The following is a 16,321-nucleotide window of genomic DNA, read 5'->3' as shown; positions in this document are numbered from 1 at the left end:
AAAGATATTTAGCCTATTATTGCTGGATGTGTGGTATCTTGAATCAGCTGTTGAATCTTTTCAGTATCCCCCCGATGAAATAGCTCAACGATAGTACTACCGACAATAACCCCATCACAATAGCTACTTAAAGTCTGAGCCTGTTCCGGGGTGGAAACACCAAAACCGGCCAAAACAGGAACGGAACTGTTTGTTTTAAGCATTTCCAAGTAAGCTTTTACCTCATCACCATATGCTTCACGTGCACCAGTCGTACCTGTGACTGCTACGGCATACAAGAAGCCCTCCGATCTCTTGGCAATTTCTATTAGTCTATCTTTTGTACTTGTCAAAGCTGCCAATCTAATAAAGGCCAGGGATTCGCTTTGCAGTTCATCTGCTATAAACTTCTCCTCCTCGATTGGTATGTCTGGTACGATAACACCATCCACCCCAGCTGTGGCGCTATCCTGCGCAAAGGAGGCTAATCCGTAACGATACACAGGGTTAACATATGTCATCAAAATGATGGGAACCTTCCGCTCATCTTTAAATGCCTGTAAAGCTTTCAAGACTCCAGAAAGGGTCGTGCCATTCTCCAAAGCCCGCTTTCCTGCTGCTTGAATGGTAGGACCGTCAGCGACAGGGTCAGAAAACGGGATGCCGATTTCAATAGCTGCGACTCCGCAATCTTGTAGAAAGAGGACACGTTCTTTTAACACTTCTAAGCCACCATCACCTGCCATAATATAAGGTACGAAAAGGTTACCCCCTTTAGATTGCTTTTGCTTAAAATAATTCTCCATGTTGGCTTTTCCCATTTAATTTCCCTCCAGTGTGTTTTTCACTTGCTCCACATCTTTATCACCGCGCCCAGAAAGACATATCACAATTTTTTCTTTTGGATCCATTTTTGTTGCGAGCTTCAGGGCATAGGCAACAGCATGCGCGCTTTCAAGAGCTGGAATAATTCCTTCTGTTCTTGATAAAATTTGAAAAGCTTCTAGTGCCTCTTCATCTGTAATCGAGGTGTAGCTCACGCGCTTTAATGCATGCAAATGACTATGCTCAGGGCCAACACCAGGATAATCTAGACCGGCCGAGATAGAAAAGGCTTCCTCAATTTGTCCGTGGTCGTCCTGAAGTAAGTGTGTCATCGTGCCATGAAGAATGCCGATACTCCCACTTGATAGAGTGGCGGCATGTTGCTTTGTCTCAATGCCAGCTCCGCCAGCCTCTACACCGTAAAGCTTCACTCCATCATCCTCAACAAATGGGTAAAACATTCCCATCGCATTACTTCCACCGCCTACACAGGCAATGACTGCATCAGGAAGGGATCCAGTTTGTTCCACTATTTGCTGTTTGGTCTCATTTCCAATGACTGATTGCAAATCGCGCACAATTTGTGGGAAAGGGTGTGGACCAACAACGGAACCGAGGATATAGTGGGTATCCTCTACATTATTTACCCAATAGCGTAAAGCTTCATTGACGGCATCCTTTAGGGTACCGCTTCCCTGTGATACACTGCGAACCTCTGCCCCAAGCAATTCCATCCGAAACACGTTTAGTTTTTGCCTGCGTATATCTTCTTCTCCCATAAACACAATACAATCAAGATCCAATAAGGCACATACAGTAGCGGTAGCCACCCCGTGTTGACCAGCACCTGTTTCTGCGACAACCTTCTGTTTCCCCATCCGTTTTGTCAGCAGGGCCTGGCCAATTGTATTATTAATCTTATGGGCGCCAGTATGATTTAGATCCTCTCGTTTTAAGTAAATCTGCGCACCAGACAGTTTTTGCGTTAAGTGCTCGGCAAAGTACAGAGGAGTTTCTCTGCCAATATATTGTTTCAAGTAATAGTCCAAGCTTTCTTGGAATGCTGGATCCTGTTTCGCTTTTTCGTACACAGCTTCTAATTCAAGTAGTGCTGGCATTAACAATTCGGGTACAAACCTTCCTCCAAAATTACCATATCTTCCATTTTTGTCAGGTGCCGTATAGGTTGTCATTTAATCGCTTCCTTCCGTTTAGCATTCATAATAAATTTCATTATCTTCTCACTATCCTTTTTTCCAAGTGTTTCAACACCACTGGAGACATCGACGCCGAACGGGTTTGCCTCTTGTATGGCCTGTGCTACGTTTTCAGATGTCAATCCTCCAGCAAGTAGAAAGTTGTTGGGCTTAAATGCTAGATCTTTAATAAGACTCCAGTCAAAAGATTTGCCATTGCCTCCACGGTATCTTCCTACAGGACTGTCCAATAAGTAATAATCGCAAGGATAGTCTTTCATCTCTTCCACGTTGCCATCTCCTACAGAAAAAGCTTTTATAATTGGGTAAGCTAGTTCTCTAGCAAGAGAAGCTGGTTCATCTCCATGTAGTTGAATGTAATCAAGGTTTACTTCCCCAGCAATCTGCTCTATCTTCTTTTTTGTTTCATTTACAAATACGCCAACTTTCTTAATGGTAGGGGGGAGGTGAGTCCCAATCTCAGCAGCAACCTTTGGATTAACTCTTCGTTTACTGTCTGCGAAAACAAATCCGATAAAGTCCGCTCCCGCCTTTACCGCAGACTCTGCAGCGTGATCTGTCTGGATTCCACAAATTTTAACGAGCATTTTCTTTACTCCCTTCTATTATTTTAGGGACTCGTAATGCTTGAAAAGTTCCTTTTAGGTCTTTTGAGCGCATCAATGTCTCCCCAACCAGAATGGCCCTCGCGCCAGCTGTTGCAGCCAACTTGGCATCTGCGCTTGTTTTTATCCCGCTTTCGCTAACCAGAATGGATTTGGGCCTAGCAAGTCTAGCTAATTCTTCCGTTGTATGGAGATCTACTTCAAAGGTTTTAAGATTTCGATTATTAATCCCGATTAAATCAGGATTAAGATTGTTGGCTATCTCCATCTCTTTTTCATCATGTACCTCACAGAGCACTTCAAGATCAAGTTTTTTGGCATAGTCATATAGATCGTTTAGTTGTTGTTCATGCAATGCTGCTACGATAAGCAGGATGATACTAGCTCCCGATGCTTTTGCCTGGTCAATTTGTACAGGATGTATGATGAAATCCTTGCACAATACTGGAAGATTCACAGCATTGCTTACCGCCTGAAGGTCCTCCATTGACCCATTGAAGAATGTCTTGTCTGTCAGGACAGAGATGGCTGCTGCACCATAAGCTTCATATTGCTTCGCTTGAGTGACTGGATCTACTGTCAGGGAAATAGCTCCTTTTGATGGAGAAGACCGCTTTATTTCCGCAATAACACCAAGCTGGTTAGAAGTAATAAGCGCTTCGCTTAAGGGTGTTACTTTCCCTCTAGAATGCTCTTGATCAAACGTTTGATTTAGCAATGCAAATACTTCTTTTTCCTTTTGCGCCACTATTTTTTCTAATATTGTCATGAGACCACCTCGCCGATCATTTTCCTGCTGTAGCTGACCAAATTTTCTAGCCGCTCCAGAGCGGCTCCTGATTGAATACTTTCTCTTGCAAGCTTCACAGACTCACGAATTGTTCCGGCAGCCCCGTTTGCATAAAGGCCTAAACCAGCGTTTAGTAAAACCGTATCTAAATAAGGACCAGGTATTCCTCGTAAAACTTGTTGGGTTATTTCCGCGTTATCTGCAGCACTCCCACCTTGTATTTTTTTATTTGGCACCACAGGCAGGCCTACCTCTTCGGGATGAAGGGTGAATGAAGTTACATTCCCTTCTTCAAGCAAGACGAGATGGTTTTCGCCTGCAAGAGAAGCTTCATCCATATAGCCTGCGCCGTTTACAACAAGTGCTCTTCGGCGCCCAAGTTTCTTCAAAGCTTCTGCCAACATAGGTAGCATATCTCTTCGGTAGACTCCAAGCAGCTGTGTATCAAGCTGAACTGGATTTGTTAGTGGTCCGATCAAATTAAAAACAGTAGGAAGGCCAAGGTCTTTCCGAACCTTTGAGAAAGGCTTCAATCCAGCGTGAACATGTGGGGCAAATAGAAAAGCAATATTGTTTTCCGTAAGCATTTCTTCTACATGCTCCTTGGGAAAAGAGAGAGAAACCCCTAAGTGTTCCAAGACATCGGCACTGCCTGTTTTACTGGATATACTCCGGTTCCCATGCTTGGCAACAGGGATACCAGCTCCTGCAATAACAAAAGCAGCTGTTGTACTAATGTTAAAGCTATTAGACTGATCCCCACCAGTGCCGCAATTGTCCATTACGTTAGCAATACGCGTTCCGTTAAATGTAGAGTGGCTACGAATCACTTCTACCATTCCGGCTATTTCCTCTGGCGTTTCCCCTTTTACTCGTAATGCTGTTAGAAAGGAGGCAATCTCAGCTTCTGACACACCCCCGTTAATGCATGAGGTCATCACCACCTGAATTTCTTCTGTTGTTAAATTTTCTTGGTTAATTAGTTTCTCTAGATATTGTTTCATAGGAAAACTCCTCTCTTATACCCTCTAAAAAATTGCGAATCACACTTCTTCCTTCCGTTGTACCAATCGATTCAGGATGGAATTGCACGCCATATAGAGGGAGGATTTGATGCTTTATTGCCATGATCTCGCCATCCTCCAAAGACTCTGCCGTTATTTCTAATGCATGGGGCAATGTGTTTTTTTCCACCACATAGGAGTGGTAGCGCATTACCTCAAGTGGCTGACTTAAATTACGAAAAAGCCCGGAGTTTTGGTGGGTTATAAGTGATGTCTTGCCGTGCTTCATTTGCTTAGCCTTTCTTAAAGAGCCTCCAAGCGCTTCAGCAATCGCCTGATGTCCTAGGCAAATCCCAAGGATCGGTATCTTTCGGTGAAAATGAGAAACAAGTTCAAGACAAATACCAGATGCAGCGGGAAGGCCAGGACCAGGGGAGAGGATGATGGCTTCTGGAGCTAGACGTTCCACTTCTTGGATGCTAATCGCATCATTTCGATACACATGTACTTCCTCACCTTCTTCGGAAACGTATTGATAAATGTTATACGTAAAGGAATCATAGTTATCTAGTAACAGGATCAACGTTGGCCACCTCCATAAGTGATTTTGCTTTGTTTAAAGTCTCCGCATATTCGTTTTCCGGAAGGGAATCATGTACAATTCCTGCACCTGTCTGTAAGTAGGCAATCTCATTTTTTATGACAAGGGACCTGATAGCTAATGCAATGTTGATGTCTTGGTTAAAGCCAATATAACCAATACCCCCGGCGTAGACGCCTCGTTTGGCATCTTCCAATTGATTAATAATTTGCATGGCGCGAATTTTAGGTGCACCGGAAACTGTGCCTGCTGGTAAGCAAGAGATCAGAGCATCAATGCTAGATAAACCCGCCTTCAATGTTCCTTTTACTTCGGAAACAATATGCATGACATGCTGGTATCTTTCAATTTTCATAAAGGTAGGAAGAGAAATACTACCAATTTCACAAACACGACCAAGGTCGTTTCGGCCAAGATCAAGGAGCATACGATGTTCGGCAATTTCCTTCTCATCATGCAGGAGATCATTCGCCAATTCCTCATCCTCTTCTTGTGTTGCACCTCTTGGCCTTGTGCCTGCTATCGGATTTGTCAGAATTTCTTTTCCATTAGTCTGTATCAAGCTTTCCGGAGAAGCACCTAGCAAGATGTAATCCTCAAAATCAATATAAAACATATATGGAGACGGATTAGCTTTTCGTAACTTGCGATAATAAGAGAAAGGATCACTTTTCATTTGGGCCTTCATACGTTGGGATAACACGACCTGAAATATGTCCCCCTGCTCAATGTATTGTTTAGCGATTCTCACCCTTTCTTCAAAAATAGCCTGTGAGATTTCTGGCTGAAAGCTGATGGGTTTGTTGTCAATGCCTTGATCTGGAAAGGGTTCACTTAATGTTTTCTTTAAAAATTCCAGCCGAGAGTGTAACGCTTGCTCTGATTCTTGATCTGGATTCATAGCAATCAAATAGATTTCTTCATTTCGATGATCAAACGCAATGATTGTCTTAAAGAGCATAAGATGAATGTCCGGCATTTCCAGCTGATCTTGCAGGGCTTCTCCTATTGCTTCAAATTGTCGGATAGCATCATACCCGATATAGCCTAGCGCTCCACCTTGAAAAGGGACAGGTAGGTCTGCTTCTAGCGGGGGAAGATTCTCCTTCAAGTACGCTAGAGCTTCTTGGGAATATTGCTCGTCTCGGCATCCTTCCTTTTTGACTAGCGTCACATTATCATGGCCGATAATCTCTTTGTAAGGGTTACAGGCAATGTAAGAGTATCTTCCTTTCGTTTCATGTTTGAAGGAGCTTTCTAAAAGTACTTTCTTGGCCCCAGGCAATCGCTGGAAAGTAGAAATAGGTGTTAAAATATCAGCATTTATTTTTAAAAACTTGTAATGAACAAACTGTTTCACTGGGCTTTTCAATGTCATTCATCTCCTTTACTTGGATTAAATAAGAACCCATAAAAAAACCTCTACAAACGCAAATACTGCGTTTATAGAGGACGATTGTGATCGCGGTGCCACCTCTCTTGAAAAGAGAATCTTTCTCTTCTCATCTTGTTCAGATACGGAAGCCCAGACTTTGGGAATCGATATCCTATCCGTGTAACGGCGGAACTCCGTGTTTTCCTACTTAAAAAACATGTTCAGAAAACCTCTTGTAAGTCCATTCAGCATACCTATTCGTGCTGGATTCCACCAATTCCAGCTCTCTGAAACGACTTTAGTATACCTACTTCTCTTACATAAACGATTTTAGATATTTAATTTTTCCAAACAAAAAGGCCCCACATCCGAAAAGGACGAGGGACCGTGGTACCACCTTTATTAGCTGAAATACAGCTCACTTTAGCAACATCGGGCATGCATTGCCCAATATGCGTCTCGTGTAACGATGAGACCTGTTCGCCAAAGCCTACTGCATACTGGTTCGGTTTGGAAGCTCAGAAGCCCATTCACCTAAATGTTCACACTGATTCTCACCAACCATCAGCTCTCTGCAAGTGTCCAAACTAGGTTACTATTCTTCTTCAACGCTCATTAGATTAAGTTGATTGAAAATAATGATAAAGGCTATGCGGATAAAAGTCAAGGACTTTTTCGAGAAAATTTTCTGTATTAACCTTCTAGTTCTCCCAAGCATTCTTGTGGTATGGTAAAAATATATTTGAATGGAAGGATGTTAGATTGATGGGGAAGAAGAAGGTTGGAATTATTTTTGGAGGTAAATCTGCAGAGCACGAAGTATCCTTGCAATCTGCTAAAAATATAGTGGATGCCATAAATAAAGAGTTATTTGATGTCGTCTTAGTTGGTATAGATAAAAAAGGAGAGTGGCATATAAACGATGCTTCATCCTATTTATTGAATGAAGAGAACCCTAAATTAATAGAGTTAAATAAATCAAATGATGGAGTTGCGGTAGTGCCAGGAAAAGGAAATGACCAGCTAGTAAAAGCAGGTGACGCTACTCCGTTAGAACAGCTTGATGTGATATTCCCAATTGTGCACGGAACATTAGGTGAGGATGGAAGTTTGCAAGGAATGCTAAGAATGGCTAATCTCCCCTATGTAGGGCCTAATGTTCTATCTTCGGCAGTATGCATGGATAAGGGTATTGCAAAAATAGTACTTCAAGAAGCAGGGGTGGATGTAGCCAAAGGGTTCTCCTTTAATCGGGCAAAGAAAGACACCATCTCTTTTGAAAAGATAGAAGAGGCCTTAGGTACACCAGTTTTTATTAAACCCGCAAACCAGGGATCTTCTGTAGGAGTGACCAAGGCTACCACTAAAGAAGAGTTTGTAACTGGAGTAGAAGAAGCTTTTCAATATGATCATAAAATTATCATTGAAGAAATGATTAATGGTCGGGAAATTGAATGTGCAGTACTAGGAAATGCAACCCCGAAAGCATCTGAACTTGGTGAGATACTCCCTCAAAATGATTTCTATTCGTATGAATCCAAGTATATTGATGAAAAGGGCGCAGAGCTATCCATTCCAGCAAAGCTTGAAGAGGAGAAGGCTGCAGAAATAAAAGCTACAGCAATTCAGGCATTCCAAGCGTTGCAGTGTGAAGGTCTGGCCAGGGTAGATTTCTTTTTAACACCAGAAGGAAGAATCATTGTAAACGAAGTAAACACCTTGCCAGGCTTTACGAAGATTAGCATGTATCCTAAATTGTGGGAAGTAAGCGGCATGGAATACACAGATCTTATTACAACATTAATTGACTTGGCAATTGAACGTTATGAAGAAGATCAACAGTTGAAAAGTACGGTGTGGTGATAAGTAAACAATGAATCTCTTTTGATTAAAGTAACTGCTTATTCAGCGCTTCGGAAAATACTACGCTTTCCGTGGGCACGGCCTCGGGCCAACAGGACGTTGGTCACAAAGGCGTTGCCACAGGACGTGCCGACCTTAGCCTTTGTCCCTTTTCTTTCGGGGTCTTCGGACTCGTGCTGTTCCCACAGGAGTCTCCGTATTTTCCTCCGCTGAATATATTGTTTCTAAAATCCGAAGGTAAAAAAATCGCCATGAATTCAAATTTTTGACCTGAGACCCTTGAATAATCGTTCGGTTTTTGGTTTATCCAATTTGTTCGGATCTCTTTTTTGTATTGTCACGTTTTTTACCCTTCAAATCGAGTGAATTTTTCAGTGATTGGCAGTCGTTCTTTCAAGGCAGGTTGTTCATCAAAATAGCCTAAATGAACAAAGCCAACGATTTTTTCTTCATCGCCTATATTTAAAATTTCTTTTACTTTCGGGTCATAAATGTGAGGGTTAGTCTTCCAAACAGCACCAAGCTGTCTCTCCCATGCAAGTAACCAAAAGTTTTGGATCATAGAAGCTACTGCGCCGTAGTTCTCTTCCCATTGCTTCGGTATTTCTGGTTCATCCATCACCACGACAAGAATAGCATTTGGTTCGTTGAGGTAGTCCTCACGATTTTGTTGTCGTTCCTCAGGATAAGTAGAAGCGATCTTTTTGGCAAAAGCCCCTAATTTTTCAGGTCCAACAAAAATAAAACGCCATGGTTGACGCATACCGTGAGTTGGTGCCCACACTGCATCCTCTAGTAAGTCCAAAATAACTTCTTCTGTTACTGCTTTATCATTATAGCCTTTTTTTACTGACCGACGCTCCCGGATAGCCTTTGCCAGTGCAGTTTTTTTGCCTGTCGTATTCATTTTATGCCTCCTGGTCATGCGTATGCATAATTGATAATAGTTTTCACTTAAATTGTATCGGAATAAATAGGGAAAAGCAACTGCCCTTCTTTTTTGGCTACAGACAGAAAAAAGGCTTGATAAATACGTGGCCTCCCGTAATAATAAGAGGGAAAGGGCTTTCTAGTTCATTGAATGTGATTTATTTCACATAAGCTAGCGAAAGGGGTGGAAAAATGAAAGCATTTCTAAATAAAAAAGGGGTTTCACTATCCGTAAAGGAGTACCTCATTACGGCGTTAAGCTATATGGCATTGGGATTATTTTCATCTTTAATTATTGGACTTATTATGAAGACACTTGGAGAGGAGCTCATTAGCGGCTTTTCACCATCACTAGGAGCATCCATGGCTGAAATGGGTAGCTTTGCGATGGATACGAAAATTATGGGCGGTGCGATAGGCGTCGCAATCGCTTATGGTCTCAAGGCTCCACCGCTTGTCTTGTTTTCGGTCTTATTTGCAGGTGCTTATGGAGCGGAGCTTGGTGGGCCAGCAGGAAGTTATGTTGCTGCACTACTAGCAACAGAAATTGGGAAAATAGTTTATAAGGAAACACGGGTCGATATTATTGTGACACCGTTTGTTACCATTGGTGCAGGCTTTTTAGTCGGATCCTTTATCGGACCACCAATTAATACATTTATGCTTGGCTTTGGTGAAGTAATTAATTGGTCGACTACGCAGCAACCTTTCATCATGGGCATATTGGTAGCAGTGCTAATGGGTTTTGCTTTAACGGCACCAATCTCGTCAGCAGCTATTGCCATTATGCTATCCCTAGATGGATTAGCGGCAGGGGCAGCTACAATTGGCTGTGCTGCACATATGATTGGATTTGCAACCGCAAGTTATAGAGAAAATGGTTTTGGTGGTTTTATCGCCCAAGGGATTGGTACTTCTATGCTTCAGGTTGGGAATATTCTTAGAAAGCCGATCATCTTACTTCCACCGACCATTGCGGCGATCGTTTTAGCGCCGTTGGCCACAGTATGGTTACAACTGACAAACAATGCTTCTGGTGCAGGAATGGGGACAAGTGGGTTGGTTGGACAAATCATGACATTTGAATCAATGGGCTTCTCAACAGGAGTTTTCTGGAGTGTTTTGCTGTTACATTTTATTGCGCCTGCGCTTATCAGTCTGCTCATTTCGGAGTTATTGCGAAAGAAAGGGCTGATCAAGCAGGGAGATATGAAAATCACCTATGAGTAGGCGAGTGTCAAAATAAAACGAACTAGCTACATAAAAGAGGTGCCTTAAACACGTCACTAAAGACGGGAGGCACCTCTTTGTTTAAACTATTCTCTTCTTAAGTACACCTGCTAGTAATGCTGCTACAACAGCACCTATTATAATAGCAAGTGCATAGAGCAAGCCTTTTGCTAATCCACCTTCAACAAGACCGATTACGAAAATTCCGCCGTGTGGGGCACGAAGTCCAATATCGAATAGCATCGTTAAACCACCAGTTACAGCACCACCTGCCATTACAGATGGGATAACACGAGCCGGATCAGCTGCTGCAAACGGAATAACCCCTTCTGTAATGAAGCACGCACCTAACACGTAAGCTGTTTTCCCGGCTTCACGTTCTGTTTTAGTAAACTTGTTCTTGAACAAGGTTGTGGCGATTGCCATTCCTAATGGAGGGACCATTCCAGCTGCCATTACTGTTGCGATAAACGTATAGTTTCCAGCGTCAAGCATAGCAATACCAAATGTATAAGCTGCTTTGTTAATCGGACCACCAAGGTCAAAGCCCATCATCGCCCCTAAAATAATACCGACAAGCACTTGGTTTGTTCCACCCATTCCCTCTAGGAAGGAAGATATACCAGTATAAACCTGAGTAAGCGGAGGATTAATCAGCATCATAATGATTCCGGTTATGGCGATACTAAATAACGGAAAGAATAAAACGGGCTTTAAGCCTTCTAAAGCATTAGGCAATCTAGAGAATGCCTTTTTAACAAATAGTGTTACATAACCAGCAAGGAAACCTGCGATTAAACCACCAAGGAAACCAGATCCACCATCCGCGCCATCTGCTCCTGACACCGTGATTGCAATCAGACCACCGACCATACCTGGGGCAAACCCTGGACGCTCGGCTATACTTGACGCGATAAATCCGGCAAGAACAGGAACCATTAGGAAGAACGCTTTATCACCACCAATGGTATTTAACATTGCCGCGAATGCATTATAGCTATCACTGGCTGGGTCAGTTGCCTCAATTCCCCAGAAGAAAGAAAGGGCGATTAAGATACCACCACCAACTACAAAAGGAAGCATGTTAGATACACCATTCATTAGATGCTTGTAAAATCCGCTTTTTCCTTCTTTTTCTGTGGCATCGTCTTTTCCACCTTCGTGTTTATAAACGGGGGCATCTTGTTCAGCAGCTCTTGTAAGCAAGCTTTTAGATTCATGAAGGGCTTTGCCTACAGGTGTCTGAATCACATGTTTTCCATCAAAACGGGCCATTTCTACTTTCGTGTCAGCTGCAACAATGATTGCGTCTGCCTCTGCTATTTCCTCGTTTGTAAGACGGTTTTTGACACCACTTGAACCATTTGTTTCTACTTTGATGTTAATTCCCATTTCTTTTGCTGTCTCGTTAAGCTTTTCAGCAGCCATATACGTATGCGCAATTCCGGTAGGGCACGCAGTTACAGCAAGGATCTTTTTAGAATCTGCTGGTGTATCCGTTACAGGCTCTTCAGGTTCGTCTAGCTCTGCTTCTTTCTGGTTAACCGCTTCTAGAATATGATCGACAGATGTCGCTTCATAGATTTTAGTCCGAAACTTTTCGTCCATTAAAAAGGTAGACAAGCGGGAAAGTGCCTCGAGATGTGCATTATTTGCCCCATCTGTTGCTGCGATCATAAAGAAAAGATGAGCAGGCTGTCCATCCAAAGATTCGTAATCAATTCCATCTGCGGAACGTCCGAAAGCAATTGCTGGCTCCTTAACTGCTGCTGATTTAGCGTGAGGGATGGCAATACCTTCCCCGATTCCTGTCGTGCTCTGTTCTTCTCTACCAAGTATTCCTTCTGTGAATTTCTGTTTGTTCTGTAACTTCCCAGCACGGTCTAGCTGGTCAATAAGTTCGGTTAGGACATTTTCCTTTGTATTTGCCTGCAAATCAAGAATGATGGTTTCTTGTTTCAGCAATTCTGTTATTTTCATGACAGTCACATCCATTCTAATGTTTCTATTTTGACTTCATCCACTAACCGGATAACATCTTTCTTCTCGCATAAATCCGTTGTAAAAGCCGTAGCGCTTCCTGTTGCTACTCCGTATTGAAAAGCAGCACTTGTATCATGGTTCATTACATAGGAGGCTAGGAAACCGGAAACGAGTGAATCCCCTGCACCAACTGTATTTACTGCATGTCCCTTTGGAGCAGTTGCGGCCAGTACTTGCTTCTCACTAACTAATATGGCACCCTCACTACCCAGGGAAACAATGACGTGCTGGATACCAGTTTCAACAAGTTTTTTAGCATAGATAGTGGCATCCTGTTTAGTACGTATGGTTACATTGAAAAGCTCGCCTAGTTCATGTTCATTTGGTTTAATGAGAAAAGGTTTCTCTTGAATAAGTTCTTTTAATGCCGGGCCTGAAGTATCGAGAACAAAGGGCACATTATTTTCTCGACATGTTGCCAAAACTCTTCGGTAGTCATCCATTTTAATGGAATTGGGTAAGCTCCCAGCAAGTACAAACCAGTCACTTGTTGAGAGTGTTTGTATCTTGGCTGTCAATTGCGAGAATTGGTCTTCCGTAATATTCGGGCCGGGACCATTTAATTCTGATTCTGTATCAGCTTTAATTTTCACATTTATTCTTGTAATATCTTCTGTTTGTATAAAATCTGTCTGGACACCTTCCTGTTTAAGAAAGTCCATTACATAATCTCCTGTGAAACCACCAGCAAAGCCGGTCGCGGTTGTATCGATTCCTAGGCGTTGAAGGACCCTGGAAACATTAATTCCTTTTCCGCCAGGATAGTAATAGACCTCATTCGTTCTATTCAATTCCCCGCTTTGAAATGATGGAAGGTAAGTAGTGTAGTCAATGGATGGTGTCATGGTGCATGTGTAAATCATATGTGTATCACCTCTACTGTTTTCATTGCGTTAAGTTCGCTTTTTATTTCTTCAGGTAAATTCCTTGTGATTAAAATAGCCTCATCCAAGTCAAAGATTTTTGCAAAGTTAACCTTACGTAGCTTGGAATGATCTGCGAGTGCATAAGCCTTTTTTGCAAAGTTTGCTGCAATCTGTTTTACACTTGCTTCCTCAGGATCTGGTGTTGTATAACCGAATTTCAAATCAAAGCCGTTTACACCAAGAAAGCATTTATCAAAACGATAGTTTTTAATCGACTCTATTGCTTGTGAACCAACAAGTGCACTAGTTTTTGCTTTTATTTTTCCACCTGTTAAATAGGCGGGTATGTCATGTTCCATTAAACGCTCTACTAAATTAATACCATTTGTAACAACGACTATATCTTTATGTTGTAAAAAAGGAATCATCTGAAAAGTTGTAGTACCAGCATCAAGAAAAATGCAATCTCCATCTTCTACTAAAGAAGCGGCATGCTGTGCGATTCTTTTTTTATCTTGAAGGTTTTTGGTTGATTTCTCCAAAATGCTCATTTCTCGAATTTTTTGCTCCGTCCATGTAGCGCCACCATGGATTCTTGTTAACATTTCTTTCTTCTCTAATTCTGTTAAGTCACGTCGGATTGTCGATTCCGATGCGTTGGTTGCTTCAATCATTTCTTGAATAGTAACAGTCTGCTTTTCCTTGAGAAGATCAATGATTATGGATTGTCTTTCCGTTGTTAGCATAGTGGATCACTCCAGTACGATATGATTCATCCAAATTATAAAGTAAACGATTGCAAAAATCAACCAGAATCGATCAAAAATAATCAGAAATAATCAAACGAGCGAGGAGATCGTTTAAAAAAGCAGAAAATAGGTAATTAATCTATTGCAAAAGCCTTTTATAAATGCTATAGTCATAAAAATTTATATAAAAAGGAAGAGTGAAGCTTGTAGCTGGCCGTTACTATATTTCGGAACAAAGTTATACACTTTACCAACATGTAAAAAGGAGTGAAATATATGAGGAAAGTCACCTTAGAAGATGTATTCAGCCATCCTATTACGCAAAAATATTTAAAGCGTTCAGGCATCGCGCATGCGATTTTCGTCACGGAATATGCGTTTATGTTTGCCAAAAAATACAATGTCAATACAGATCACGCTACGAAGGCAGCATTATTACATGATGTGGGGCATTACACATGGTACAGGGACGGAGAATGGGATTACGACCTGTACAAGGAAAATGATATTCATGCAATAAAAGGGGCGAGTCGCGCACATAAGTTGTTGGTCAGAATTGGTGAAGATCGGTTGGCGGCTAAGGAAATAGCTGTGGCAATACTTCTCCATACAGATTCTTATCTCCCAGAAGGCGATCTGCAGCTAAAACCACTACAGCAGGTGGTGAACATGGCGGATGAAGCCGATGAAGAAGTAGGGGGAAATCATCATTACAAGAAAATGGAAGACCACGTTGCGTTGGAGCGGATTCGTGAACTAGACAGGCAAATTGATCAGGTGGAGAGAGAAAGGGTGGAGGGCGTTAGTTAAGGGGCTCATTACGAACAAATCCCCTGGCCTTTCCCTACATAATAACCCCCGTTGATGTTACTTGAAAATGAAGATACATTCTGTTTTTTATAATCCCTCGTTTTAATTAAAAATTAACTTTCGATCATTAGAAAAACTCGCATTCGCTCGTCCTTTAACGAATGGGAAAGTTTTTCTTATACTTGGAACATCAAAATTTTTACCGCGTCGACTTTGCTTCCTTGCCGAAATTTTATACTTTCCTAACGTGCAAAAAAACCTGTTCAAATAGAACAGGCTTCATGATTATTCTTCATAATATTCTTCTAAGGTAATGCCCTGCGCCATGATTTCTTTTGCTGCTTTTTCTCCGACGTAGCGGATATGCCATGGCTCAAACTGGTATTGTGTAATCTCTTCTTTCCCCTCAGGAAAACGGATAATAAAGCCGAATTCAGCTGCGTTCTCTTTTAACCATTTCCCTTCATCTGTTTCACCGAAGTCTATGATTAATTGAAAATTGACATCAGGACTTGTTACGTCCATCGCGAGGCCTGACTGATGTTCACTTTCACCTGGCCTTGCACTAAAGTTATTTGCTGCCTCTTCTCCATGCTCCGCAACGTTGCTGGTGAAAATAGCGTCTTGCCTGTCGTAGGAGCGAAATCCGGATTGTGCATATAAATCAAGGCCTGCTTCGTCGGCGGCTGCAAACAACTCCTCTAATTTCTCAGCAGCTATTTGGCGCATTTGTTTTTTGGGAAGCTCTTCTGTGAACGGAAATCGAACATTGGGTGTAACTAAGTCTTCTGGCAAATAGTCGGCAGGTAACGCAAACTCTTTATTCACTAATGCAAGCTGATCATATGGATTGCTTAAAACGGGCGTGCCGTTTGTCGTAGTCGTGGCTTCAGCTTTTTCGGGTAGCGCCTTTCCAGGTTGGAAGGTTGCCTCTGAACCATTTAACAAGGCACTCAATACTTTTTGAGTAGCTTTATTATAGACTCCAGATGCCTGCAATTCTTCAAATTGAAGCTGTAAATCTGTGATGGCCCACGTAGTTGCTTCTTCGTAAACACCATCCTCGGATAGGTTATAGCCGATTTTTCTTAGAGCATTTTGTAAGGATGTAACTTTTTCTCCTTGATCTTTCTTTTGTAGCATTTCTTTTGGTGCGGTAATCTCTTCTTTAACCTCCTGGTTATCGGCAGGGCTTTCCTGATGATTTGAAGAGGTTTCATCCTGTTGATCCTCTGGCTCCTCCGAATTAGAGGAACAGCCGGAAATAACCGCAAGTATCGCTAGAGTTATGCTTAGTCTCTTTAACATAATGAACTCTCCCTAATTGGTTTTTCCTATTAAATACATATATGAACTCAGTCTAGCGCATATGTGACAAAAACTATCTATTATTCTCTCATATTTTAGGATAAGAGAGCAATAGAGATTTTTCCC

At 42.0% G+C, this 16,321-nt stretch carries 15 protein-coding genes and 2 other annotated features; of the genes, 3 read left to right on the top strand and 12 right to left on the bottom strand.

Annotated features, from left to right (window positions below; translation table 11 throughout):
* Window positions 1-8: 8 nt before the first annotated feature.
* From trpA to trpE, 7 genes are read right to left on the bottom strand one after another with little or no spacing between them, the layout of a single operon-like run.
* Window positions 9-800: a tryptophan synthase subunit alpha gene (trpA, locus tag AC6CHS_RS17740; protein ID WP_498238061.1), complete on the bottom strand. Its 792-nt coding sequence runs from the start codon at window positions 798-800 to the stop codon at window positions 9-11.
* Window positions 801-1,997 carry a tryptophan synthase subunit beta gene (gene trpB / locus AC6CHS_RS17735; protein WP_498238060.1) on the bottom strand — a complete coding sequence of 399 codons (1,197 nt, stop codon included), beginning with the start codon at window positions 1,995-1,997 and terminating at the stop codon, window positions 801-803.
* The gene (locus tag AC6CHS_RS17730) at window positions 1,994-2,608 is read right to left on the bottom strand and encodes a phosphoribosylanthranilate isomerase (RefSeq protein WP_498238059.1); all 615 of its coding nucleotides are present in this window, start codon (window positions 2,606-2,608) and stop codon (window positions 1,994-1,996) included. Before AC6CHS_RS17730 ends, trpB begins: the two co-directional genes overlap by 4 nt.
* On the bottom strand, window positions 2,598-3,395 hold the full coding sequence (gene trpC / locus AC6CHS_RS17725) for an indole-3-glycerol phosphate synthase TrpC (protein WP_498238058.1): 798 nt from the start codon (window positions 3,393-3,395) through the stop codon (window positions 2,598-2,600). Before trpC ends, AC6CHS_RS17730 begins: the two co-directional genes overlap by 11 nt.
* Window positions 3,392-4,420, bottom strand: a complete 1,029-nt coding sequence (gene trpD, locus AC6CHS_RS17720) for an anthranilate phosphoribosyltransferase (protein ID WP_498238057.1) — start codon at window positions 4,418-4,420, stop codon at window positions 3,392-3,394. Before trpD ends, trpC begins: the two co-directional genes overlap by 4 nt.
* Complete coding sequence (locus tag AC6CHS_RS17715; RefSeq protein ID WP_498238056.1) at window positions 4,392-5,003, bottom strand: anthranilate synthase component II; 612 nt, start codon at window positions 5,001-5,003, stop codon at window positions 4,392-4,394. The genes trpD and AC6CHS_RS17715 overlap by 29 nt, the downstream gene beginning before the upstream one ends.
* Complete coding sequence (gene trpE, locus AC6CHS_RS17710; RefSeq protein ID WP_498238055.1) at window positions 4,984-6,399, bottom strand: anthranilate synthase component I; 1,416 nt, start codon at window positions 6,397-6,399, stop codon at window positions 4,984-4,986. Before trpE ends, AC6CHS_RS17715 begins: the two co-directional genes overlap by 20 nt.
* A gap of 67 nt (window positions 6,400-6,466) precedes the next feature.
* Window positions 6,467-6,730: a binding site (T-box leader), on the bottom strand.
* 36 nt (window positions 6,731-6,766) lie between these two features.
* Window positions 6,767-7,014, bottom strand: a binding site (T-box leader).
* A 147-nt stretch (window positions 7,015-7,161) separates the two neighbouring features.
* Here trpE and ddlA point away from each other — a divergent pair.
* Window positions 7,162-8,259, top strand: coding sequence for a D-alanine--D-alanine ligase (ddlA, locus tag AC6CHS_RS17705; protein WP_498238054.1), 1,098 nt, complete (start codon window positions 7,162-7,164; stop codon window positions 8,257-8,259).
* 346 nt (window positions 8,260-8,605) lie between these two features.
* Here ddlA and AC6CHS_RS17700 read toward each other — a convergent pair whose 3' ends face one another.
* Entirely contained in the window at window positions 8,606-9,166 is a 561-nt protein-coding gene (locus AC6CHS_RS17700; RefSeq protein ID WP_498238053.1) for a nitroreductase family protein, read from the bottom strand.
* 215 nt (window positions 9,167-9,381) lie between these two features.
* Here AC6CHS_RS17700 and AC6CHS_RS17695 point away from each other — a divergent pair, with 215 nt between their 5' ends.
* Window positions 9,382-10,419, top strand: a complete 1,038-nt coding sequence (locus AC6CHS_RS17695) for a PTS sugar transporter subunit IIC (RefSeq protein ID WP_498238052.1) — start codon at window positions 9,382-9,384, stop codon at window positions 10,417-10,419.
* 81 nt (window positions 10,420-10,500) lie between these two features.
* Here AC6CHS_RS17695 and AC6CHS_RS17690 read toward each other — a convergent pair whose 3' ends face one another.
* Genes AC6CHS_RS17690 through AC6CHS_RS17680 form a run of 3 tightly spaced genes read right to left on the bottom strand, consistent with a single transcriptional unit; the run spans window position 10,501 to window position 14,074 of the window.
* A complete protein-coding gene (locus AC6CHS_RS17690; RefSeq protein WP_498238051.1) occupies window positions 10,501-12,399 on the bottom strand; it encodes a PTS fructose transporter subunit IIABC in 1,899 nt (632 codons plus the stop codon).
* A 5-nt stretch (window positions 12,400-12,404) separates the two neighbouring features.
* Entirely contained in the window at window positions 12,405-13,325 is a 921-nt protein-coding gene (pfkB, locus tag AC6CHS_RS17685; RefSeq protein WP_498238050.1) for a 1-phosphofructokinase, read from the bottom strand.
* Window positions 13,322-14,074, bottom strand: a complete 753-nt coding sequence (locus AC6CHS_RS17680; protein WP_498238049.1) for a DeoR/GlpR family DNA-binding transcription regulator — start codon at window positions 14,072-14,074, stop codon at window positions 13,322-13,324. Before AC6CHS_RS17680 ends, pfkB begins: the two co-directional genes overlap by 4 nt.
* A 279-nt stretch (window positions 14,075-14,353) precedes the next feature.
* Between AC6CHS_RS17680 and AC6CHS_RS17675 the strand changes: the two genes are divergently transcribed.
* Window positions 14,354-14,887 carry an HD domain-containing protein gene (locus AC6CHS_RS17675; protein WP_498238048.1) on the top strand — a complete coding sequence of 178 codons (534 nt, stop codon included), beginning with the start codon at window positions 14,354-14,356 and terminating at the stop codon, window positions 14,885-14,887.
* A gap of 285 nt (window positions 14,888-15,172) precedes the next feature.
* On the opposite strand, the gene AC6CHS_RS17670 is transcribed toward AC6CHS_RS17675, so the two are convergent.
* Complete coding sequence (locus AC6CHS_RS17670) at window positions 15,173-16,195, bottom strand: D-alanyl-D-alanine carboxypeptidase family protein (RefSeq protein ID WP_498238047.1); 1,023 nt, start codon at window positions 16,193-16,195, stop codon at window positions 15,173-15,175.
* Between the last annotated feature and the right edge of the window lie 126 nt (window positions 16,196-16,321).

Source organism: Oceanobacillus sp. GQ8 (assembly GCF_059758495.1).
This window is presented reverse-complemented; position numbering and strand designations above follow the sequence as displayed.

Excerpts from the sequence above, each read along its gene's own strand:
- AC6CHS_RS17675 (WP_498238048.1), top strand. The coding sequence starts at position 14,354 with ATGAGGAAAGTCACCTTAGAAGATGTATTCAGCCATCCTATTACGCAA.
- AC6CHS_RS17690 (WP_498238051.1), bottom strand. The coding sequence starts at position 12,399 with ATGAAAATAACAGAATTGCTGAAACAAGAAACCATCATTCTTGATTTG.
- AC6CHS_RS17730 (WP_498238059.1), bottom strand. The coding sequence starts at position 2,608 with ATGCTCGTTAAAATTTGTGGAATCCAGACAGATCACGCTGCAGAGTCT.
- trpA (WP_498238061.1), bottom strand. The coding sequence starts at position 800 with ATGGGAAAAGCCAACATGGAGAATTATTTTAAGCAAAAGCAATCTAAA.
- trpB (WP_498238060.1), bottom strand. The coding sequence starts at position 1,997 with ATGACAACCTATACGGCACCTGACAAAAATGGAAGATATGGTAATTTT.
- pfkB (WP_498238050.1), bottom strand. The coding sequence starts at position 13,325 with ATGATTTACACATGCACCATGACACCATCCATTGACTACACTACTTAC.
- trpD (WP_498238057.1), bottom strand. The coding sequence starts at position 4,420 with ATGAAACAATATCTAGAGAAACTAATTAACCAAGAAAATTTAACAACA.
- trpC (WP_498238058.1), bottom strand. The coding sequence starts at position 3,395 with ATGACAATATTAGAAAAAATAGTGGCGCAAAAGGAAAAAGAAGTATTT.
- AC6CHS_RS17680 (WP_498238049.1), bottom strand. The coding sequence starts at position 14,074 with ATGCTAACAACGGAAAGACAATCCATAATCATTGATCTTCTCAAGGAA.
- trpE (WP_498238055.1), bottom strand. The coding sequence starts at position 6,399 with ATGACATTGAAAAGCCCAGTGAAACAGTTTGTTCATTACAAGTTTTTA.
- AC6CHS_RS17670 (WP_498238047.1), bottom strand. The coding sequence starts at position 16,195 with ATGTTAAAGAGACTAAGCATAACTCTAGCGATACTTGCGGTTATTTCC.
- AC6CHS_RS17700 (WP_498238053.1), bottom strand. The coding sequence starts at position 9,166 with ATGAATACGACAGGCAAAAAAACTGCACTGGCAAAGGCTATCCGGGAG.
- ddlA (WP_498238054.1), top strand. The coding sequence starts at position 7,162 with ATGGGGAAGAAGAAGGTTGGAATTATTTTTGGAGGTAAATCTGCAGAG.
- AC6CHS_RS17695 (WP_498238052.1), top strand. The coding sequence starts at position 9,382 with ATGAAAGCATTTCTAAATAAAAAAGGGGTTTCACTATCCGTAAAGGAG.